This is a genomic window from Butyrivibrio sp. WCE2006 (assembly GCF_000701985.1).
In the GTDB taxonomy this organism is placed as follows: Bacteria; Bacillota; Clostridia; order Lachnospirales; family Lachnospiraceae; genus Butyrivibrio.
In genome coordinates, this window is sequence record NZ_JNKH01000071.1 from 1 (window position 1) to 8,019 (window position 8,019).

Annotated in this window: 7 protein-coding genes; all 7 read left to right on the top strand. The window is 34.1% G+C overall.

The window, feature by feature from the left end; all coding sequences use genetic code 11:
- Positions 1 to 697: 697 nt before the first annotated feature.
- Positions 698 to 1,435 (top strand): CpsB/CapC family capsule biosynthesis tyrosine phosphatase, encoded by a 738-nt coding sequence (locus T501_RS18965; protein ID WP_044917039.1) that lies wholly within the window; start codon positions 698 to 700, stop codon positions 1,433 to 1,435.
- Positions 1,436 to 1,484: 49 nt separating this feature from the next.
- Positions 1,485 to 2,447 (top strand): LCP family protein, encoded by a 963-nt coding sequence (locus T501_RS20545; protein ID WP_207641203.1) that lies wholly within the window; start codon positions 1,485 to 1,487, stop codon positions 2,445 to 2,447.
- Between the two features lie 28 nt (positions 2,448 to 2,475).
- Positions 2,476 to 3,294 (top strand): YveK family protein, encoded by an 819-nt coding sequence (locus T501_RS18975; RefSeq protein WP_050008418.1) that lies wholly within the window; start codon positions 2,476 to 2,478, stop codon positions 3,292 to 3,294.
- The gene (locus T501_RS18980) at positions 3,291 to 3,986 is read left to right on the top strand and encodes a CpsD/CapB family tyrosine-protein kinase (RefSeq protein ID WP_044917041.1); all 696 of its coding nucleotides are present in this window, start codon (positions 3,291 to 3,293) and stop codon (positions 3,984 to 3,986) included. The genes T501_RS18975 and T501_RS18980 overlap by 4 nt, the downstream gene beginning before the upstream one ends.
- A gap of 120 nt (positions 3,987 to 4,106) precedes the next feature.
- Positions 4,107 to 4,679 carry a leucine-rich repeat protein gene (locus tag T501_RS18985; RefSeq protein ID WP_197028003.1) on the top strand — a complete coding sequence of 191 codons (573 nt, stop codon included), beginning with the start codon at positions 4,107 to 4,109 and terminating at the stop codon, positions 4,677 to 4,679.
- Positions 4,680 to 4,964: 285 nt separating this feature from the next.
- Complete coding sequence (locus T501_RS18990; protein WP_044917043.1) at positions 4,965 to 5,798, top strand: heparan-alpha-glucosaminide N-acetyltransferase; 834 nt, start codon at positions 4,965 to 4,967, stop codon at positions 5,796 to 5,798.
- A 602-nt stretch (positions 5,799 to 6,400) separates the two neighbouring features.
- On the top strand, positions 6,401 to 8,019 hold a 1,619-nt coding region (locus T501_RS18995; RefSeq protein WP_044917046.1), incomplete at its 3' end, for a hypothetical protein.

An 8,019-nucleotide genomic window follows, 5' to 3' on the forward strand; every position in this document is an offset into this window, starting at 1 on the left:
GGACAACGTGAACTCGACTTCTGATTGTCATACGCATTTTTCCGACTTTTGTGCTATTATAGCCGTAAATGTGGATAAAATCCATCATTTTTGTAAAAAGAAAACTCCACCCCGTGGAATTTACTCCTACAAGGTGGAATTTACTCTTACAAAGTGGAATTAACTATTACAAGTCACCTATGAATAACTGAATATAATATTTATCGTAGATATAGGTGAAAAACTACCTGAAGAGTATGTAGAAGGCTTCGAAGTAAAATATCTTTCCCGAATACAATATGATTATTATCCATTTGATGCATATTATTTAACAAAAGAATAAGACTTAGCCTATGATTGAGTTACTGAATTTATTAAAGATGGGAAAGAATTAGAACCATGAACTTTAGTAATGCAGATATTGGAAGTGTATTTTGGTAATATAATTTTACTAGTTCTGGATATGCTCTAATTTATTGTTGAAATTAATTTAAATTATAGAGTCGTTGTAAAAGATAACTATATATTAATTATATTCATTATTTTTGCACAAAAACTTAATGGAAACTTCACATTATTTTTATTTGAAGTTTATAGAAAATTTATATATACTATATTGAAATGAATTGTTTATATGTAGATAAATAATTCATTGTGTATTTTAAGTCTTTGTACATCATGTTTTTTCAGAAGGAAGTTTTTAGCTGCGGGATTTATCATGTTTGATTTCCATACACATATATTGCCGGGGATAGATGACGGCAGCAAAAATATAAATATAACAAAAGAGATGATTCAAGCAGAGATAGATCAGGGTGTTGACGGAATTGTTCTTACACCTCACTTCTATGCACAGCAGGATGATCCTGTAAGATTCATCGAAAGAAGACAAAGAGCTTATAATAAAGTCATCGAAGAATTGTATAATGATTTGACTTTAGATAAGAAGTTTTCAGATCAAACAAATCCGAAGTTTAAATTAGGAGCAGAGGTCTATTTCTTTTCAGGAATGGCTAAATCCAAGAATTTATCAGATTTGTGTATTGAAGGGACTGAGGTCTTACTTCTGGAGATGCCTTTTAGACAATGGACAAAAGATGTATACAGGGAAGTTAAAGAGATTATAGAGAGGCAGAGCCTTACAATTATTCTGGCTCATATTGAGAGATTTCGAAAATATCAAAAAGATATTTCAATTTGGAATGAGATTATGCAACTTCCGGTTATACCGCAGATAAATACAGAGTGTTTCCAGTCTTGGATGTCACGACGTTTTGCATTTAAATTTATTAATGATGGGCATAGTATTATTCTTGGTACAGATGCGCATAATAATACAGACAGACCAGTGAATATGTCACAAGGTAGAGAAGCCTTGAAGAAGAAATTCGGAGAGGTGATTTTGAATGATATAGATATGCTTTCAGATAAGCTGTGGAGAAATGATGAATCGTAGAAAGTTTAAGGTAGTAGGGATTTCTTTTGTAATCGTTTTTCTACTATTAGTGCTTTTTTTAGGCATAAATGCTGTTGAAAAATATATAGATATGCAAGAAATGGAAGATGTTTATGAAGAAGATACAGTCCTTTCAGATGTCGAACTTCTGATAAATGGGAATGTATGTAGATACAATGCAGCAGTCAGGAATTACCTGGTAATAGGAACAGATGTATCAGGAACTTATAAAGATAAAGAAGCTGTTGATTATCATGGGAATATGGCGGACGTATTACTTCTTGTAGTACTCAACAGATCTGATAATAATTATGCAGTTTTGGAAATAGATCGTAATACAATTATGAAAGTTCCAATGATGAATCCGGACGGCAGTGTCAATGCGAGGTCCCTTATGCAGATATGCACTGCGCACTGGTTTGGAGGTAATCCACAGATGTCCAGCGAGAACACAGTGAATGCTGTTTCGGAGCTTTTAGGTGGAATACCAATTGATGGATACTATGAGCTTAACATGGATTCCATAGAAAAACTAAATAATGTAATTGGTGGAGTAACAGTCACTGTAGAAGGCGATTTTAGCCAGGTTGATCCGACTCTCATTGAAGGAGAGGAGATTACCCTCAATGATAAGCAGGCCTATAACTACATTCATGCCAGAATGGAAGTCGGAGATGGCACCAATGAAGGAAGAATGGCAAGGCAGGAAGCTTATATAAAAGCCTATCTGAATAAGCTTATGGAAAAAACAGAAGAGGATCCTAAATTCCCTAATGAAATATATCAGAAGATGAAAGAAGTCGCACAGACTAACATGACCGGGAATGATTTTTCAAGAGTTTTAAACAGAGCAAATAGAGGAGAAAACCTTGGAACATTGAAATTTGAAGGTAGATACGAAACCGGAAAATTACTCGCCGATGGATTAGAGCATCAGGAGTTCTATATAGATGAAGATTCTTATTATCAGGTGATGGATAAATTATTTCACCTTACGCCTGTAAAAGAGTAGTTATTGAAGTTGATTTAGAGGAGAAGACATGGAAAAGAAACAAATGGAACAAAAACAGATAAAGGTTTTAAAAGTTGATGATGATCAGGAAGAGATGGAGATTGATCTTTTTGGATTGCTTAATTATTTCAGAAGCAAACTGATCATAATTATTGCAGCGTTTGTACTTGGGTCAGTATTGGCTGGAGCTTATACTTATTTTCTGGTTGAGCCGTTATATACAGCCAAAGCGAAAATCTATGTAGTATCTGCATCGACTGATACAATGGTTAATCTTACTGACCTTAATCTTGGAACAGGGTTATCGGCGGATTATGAGCAGGTTATTACCATAAGACCGATTTTTAATCAGGTTATCAAGGATCTTGATCTTGATTATACTTATGAAGAACTTGTTAAAATGGTAGAAATAGCTGTTGTTAAGAATACAAGAATTATGACTATCAGTGTTACAAGTAATGACCCTAATGAAGCTGAACAGATTGCAAATGATATTGCAAAACAGGCTGAGATTCAAATTCCAAAGCTCATGGATACGCCTAAACCTCATATCATTGAACCTGCAATTGTACCTATGTTTAAGAGTTCTCCCAGTTATTCTAAGAATATAATGATTGGAGCTCTTGGAGCTACAGTACTTGTTTTAGGAATCTTCACTGTAATTTTTGTACTTCAGGATACAGTTAATTCCGCTGATGATATCGAGAGAATGTTTGGTATTCTTCCTCTTGCGGTTATTCCTGAGGGGAATATTGGAATTTTAGCAGAGGGAAATGAATCAACATCCGGGAAAAAGATAAAGAATATTAAAGATGAAAAAAGAGGAAAGGAGGCTAAGTGCTCATGAATAAGATAGTATTTAATAATAATCCAGAGTTACCCTATGCAATGGAAGAGGCACTTAATTCTCTTCGTATAAACATTGGATTTTTGGGTAAAGATGTAAAGAAAATCATGATAGTATCTTCAACCCCTAATGAGGGAAAGAGTTTTGTTACTATGCAGCTATTTAGACAGTTTGCACAGACAGGAATTAAGACAGCTCTTATCGATGCTGATATGAGAAAATCAACCATGGCTATTAAGTATGATATGAAGCTTACAAATGGTGGTAAGATTCAGGGAACAAGCGCTGTCCTTTCAGGAGATGGTGAGTTTGATCAAGCTTTTTATCCTACTTCAATAGATAATGGATTTATTCTTCCAAATATTGATAATGTAATCAATCCCTCCAAACTTTTGGAAAATCAAAGGTTTGAAGAGCTCCTCAATTATGCAGGAGAGAATTTTAGATATACACTGGTTGATTCTTCACCTCTTGATCTTGTATCAGACGGTGAGAGAATCGGTTCTCTTTGTGATGGGGCAATTCTTGTTGTAAGAAGTGGTGTCACATCAAAGTCGATGGTTAGACATTCAGCCATGCAGCTTGAGAGAGCAGGATGTCCTCTGCTTGGAGTTGTTCTCAACAGAGTGGAGAGTAGTAAGGGTAAGTACTACTATAAGAAGCAAGGCACATATTATTATGCTAATAATTAATTGAGTATTATCCTTGTATTTTTGTCGGAGTTATTTACAGTTTTTCTGTAATTTACTCATATAAAATTTGATCCGGTGTTTAAGCGCTGGGGAAGAAAGGAGGAGACCATGCATAGTGTTATGAAAAAAGTTCTTGCAGCAATCCTTGGGGCAGCACTCTTTATCTCTACACCTGTATATGCTGCGCCGTCACCTGTTACACCTAATCAGACTGTTTCAGGTGAGCAGCGTAAGGCAACAACAGTTGATAATGCTAAGGTAGAAAATACTAACTATCCATACGAAGTTACAGTTGATACTAGAGAAGATGGCACAGCTACTTTTACTTCAGTAGGAAAAACAACTGAAGAACGTGTTAAGATTCCCAATAATGTCACAGTTAGTGGTGTTGAATACTTAGTTACCGAGATCAAGGCTGAAGCTTTTGCAAATGCAAGTGAGACAGAAAAAGTATCTATTCCCGGTTCAATCCAGGTTATAAGTAAGAATGCGTTTTCTGGCGCAAAAAAGCTTAAGACAATCAGATTCTACGGCAAAAAGAGCATCAAAGTAGAAAAGGGTGCATTTAAGGGGCTTAAGACATCAAAGATGACCTTCAAGGTTTCAAAGAAAAAGATGTCTAAGAAGCAGTTTAAGAAATTCAAGAAGGCTCTTGAGAAAGCAGGCTTTAAGGGTAAAATCGAACGAGTTTGATTTTCATGAGCTGACGTAATTATTTACGGATTGGAATCATAGGTGCTGAATGCTGCACCTATGATTCTGATAAAAAAGATATTCTTTCGAGTAATGTTCTACAGTCTTTAATGATTGTTTCCCACATTTTTGTTTTGAAAAAATAACAATATGTAATATGCATATGTATATAGTAACGGGGCAGCTCAATTGATGACTGCCTGTTTTTTTTAGAAAAAAACTAACAAAACTTCTGCATTTCTGTTAAAATCATTAGGTATGAAAAATTGCTGGGGAGAGACAATAATGCAGACTCATAAGTCAAGACTTGAAACTATTGATACTATAAGAGGAATCACTCTTATTAGCATGATTTTATATCATTTTTGTTGGGACCTTAAATATATTAAAGGGTTAAATATGCCATGGTATGGGACCTTTGGTTCTTATTTGTGGCAACAGAGTATATGCTGGTCCTTTATCTTGATATCAGGTTTTTGCATGCACTTTGCAAGAAAGCCTATAAGGAACGGCGTGCTGGTTTTTCTATGCGGAATTATCATTACCTGCGTGACAGTACTTGTTCTGCCTGATGCTCCGGTGTATTTTGGTGTGCTGACATTCCTCGGCTCTGCCATGATACTGTTGGGGGCAGTGATAAGCCTTTATAATAAGATAAATTCAACTGGTAATGCAGGCCTATCTGGTATAAACGGTAAATCAAACGGTCCGGATTTGTCTGTGGCAAATTTAAAAGATCCATTGTGGGGACTATTTATAAGTGTAGTATTATTTGCTATTACTAAGCCTATAAATAGAGGATTTCTTAATCTCTTTGTATCTAATATTGCACTTCCTGATACTCTGTATGGTCAGGTCGGGCAGGATGTTTTGCATAATTCATATCTTACTTATCTTGGATTTATGCAGAATGGATTTTATTCATCAGATTATTTTTCCCTTATGCCCTGGATATTTTTATTTATAGCAGGTTATTTTCTTCATAGTGTAATAAAGAAGAAATTTGGTTTAGGCATTTTCCATATAAACATTAAACCGCTGTCATGGATCGGCAGGCATTCACTTATAATTTATATGCTTCATCAGCCGGTCTTGTATGGAATAACAATGATACTTTAATAAGATATTACAATGAAGTTTGAATATGTAATTAAATTTCATGCGATGTAATTTAATTTCACAAAATCATAAATTAGACATTTTGCGAAACGTACGAAAATACGTTACGCAAATAATTAAGTAAAAGGAGAATCTTTGGTGATAAAGGTTCTTCTTTTTTTATTTTTCTAGTGAATCTTTCGAAAATTTAAGTTGTATTCAAATTTAGATATGACTTTACAACAAGTGTGTTGACTATGCACTTGGTAAAATATTAAATGTAAAATATATAGTTTGAGAGAAAAAATGTCATATACGTAATAAAGAAGGTTAATCGTTTAAAAAATTAACGATTTTAAGAACAGAGCAGTAAAAAATACTTGGAAAGCCCATTTTTGCGGCATTATCTTGCGTTGCACGCAATTGAATGCGACAAATACTGAACGGAAACGATATATTCATATAAGGCTAAATATTTGATCAAAAGGCGCATGAAACACTCTACATTTTTGTGAATAATCCCTAAATGTAAAAAAGTTTCGAATTCATGTTGAAAATAATCATAGATACGCATATAATTGCAAAGGTTTCCGATAATATGATTGAAGCAGAGAGGAGCAAGTATGAGTGGGAATAAATCCAGGATAATTTCTTTTATTCTATCCATTGCAATGATAATAGGGGTATTGAGTACTGACTCATTAACAGCCAGAGCTGAATATAGAGGTGAATATAATTTCTACATAAACTGGTCAAATGCTAATAACAATATTAGTGATGGTCAAAGTACAGTCTACATAAGTAATGATGGCGGGAAAAAGAAGTATACTTTTTTAAGAGTAGAACCTAGAAAACCAGAGGAAAATAATAAGCTAGAAAGTGTTTTTTTAACTGATAATCGTGAACAAGTATTTGATCTTGGTAAAGATTTTGATGGATATAAAATTAGTAAGATAACGCTGGATATTAGTGATAGGGAAGGTGGCGAATGGAAAACTGATGAAAACGGTTATTGGTTTTGGAATCCTACAACATATAAGTCTGATGACAAATTTGTCAATATAAGGTTACATAATGATAATTCACTAAAAGATTTTACTAATAATTCGTGTAAACAACTTTTTAAGGATCAAGTAGCTGATGGTAATAATCAGATAATACTTAAGCCTGATTTTGCAGGTACATTCCGCTATATTAGTTTTATGCCATCAGACAAGCAAAATGGCAAATATTATTTTAGCGTTAATAAAATTACTGTGACTGAAAAGGTAAATACTAATCAGCAACCGCCGGAATATAACGGACCTAATAGAGGTTCAAATACGATATTATTATACGGCAGCGATCTAGAGTTTCATAATTTAGATGATAATGATAATTCATTAAATAATAATCCACATCGTACTAGAATATATGAACAAAATTCATATCCTGAATGGCCTATTAATAATGGTATATTAGCTTTTCAGAGAGATTATCAGAATGTTTTAAGTGCACTACCAAATAATATGGAAATTGATTTGAGTAAGCTTATTAGTATAAGTATAGGAGTGCCAAAAAAAACATATGATTTATTACTTACAATTAAATTATATGACGAAAATAAAAAAGAAATATTTGCTCAGTACAATAATAACGGCAGTAGTAGTTATGTCGTTTCACCATCTGCTAAAAAGGCGAAATATTTTGGCATTATGTCAAATGTCGGTGATTTTGGAGGCAATTATTTTTTGGATATTAAAACAGCTCAGATTGGTTATGTTGCATTTGAACTAGCTGATAGTTCTAACCCATTGCTGGTTAAAGATGAAAAGCTGAAAGCAATAAGAGATGCAGTAGATGCAGCGGCTGAGGCACGAGTGACGCCAGATGATGATCACATTATGACAGCAAATGATAAATATAATATAGCAAAGAAAGAACCATTTTATGCGAATGATGAAGAACTGAAAAAAGCAGGAAACGATATAACGGTTGCAGGAACAATAAAGAGTGCAAATGATGAAGCCCAAAAAGCATATGACAATCCTTCAGTTGTTAGTATCAAAAATGCAGATGGCAAAATTGGGGAGGCTGTACAAGCTGGGGCAACAGGTAATGAACTTAAAACAGCATTGGAATTACTCAAACATGCTAAAGACAAGAAAAAGGAGAATGATGCAAAAGCAAAGGCAAAGAATGATGCATTAAATACTGCAAATACAGCAGCCGATAATGCAGAAAAGAATCCTACAGAGGAGAA

Bases quoted from the DNA above. Each gene is read 5' to 3' on its own strand.
- T501_RS18965 (WP_044917039.1), top strand. From the start codon at position 698: ATGTTTGATTTCCATACACATATATTGCCGGGGATAGATGACGGCAGC.
- T501_RS18975 (WP_050008418.1), top strand. From the start codon at position 2,476: ATGGAAAAGAAACAAATGGAACAAAAACAGATAAAGGTTTTAAAAGTT.
- T501_RS18980 (WP_044917041.1), top strand. From the start codon at position 3,291: ATGAATAAGATAGTATTTAATAATAATCCAGAGTTACCCTATGCAATG.
- T501_RS18985 (WP_197028003.1), top strand. From the start codon at position 4,107: ATGAAAAAAGTTCTTGCAGCAATCCTTGGGGCAGCACTCTTTATCTCT.
- T501_RS18990 (WP_044917043.1), top strand. From the start codon at position 4,965: ATGCAGACTCATAAGTCAAGACTTGAAACTATTGATACTATAAGAGGA.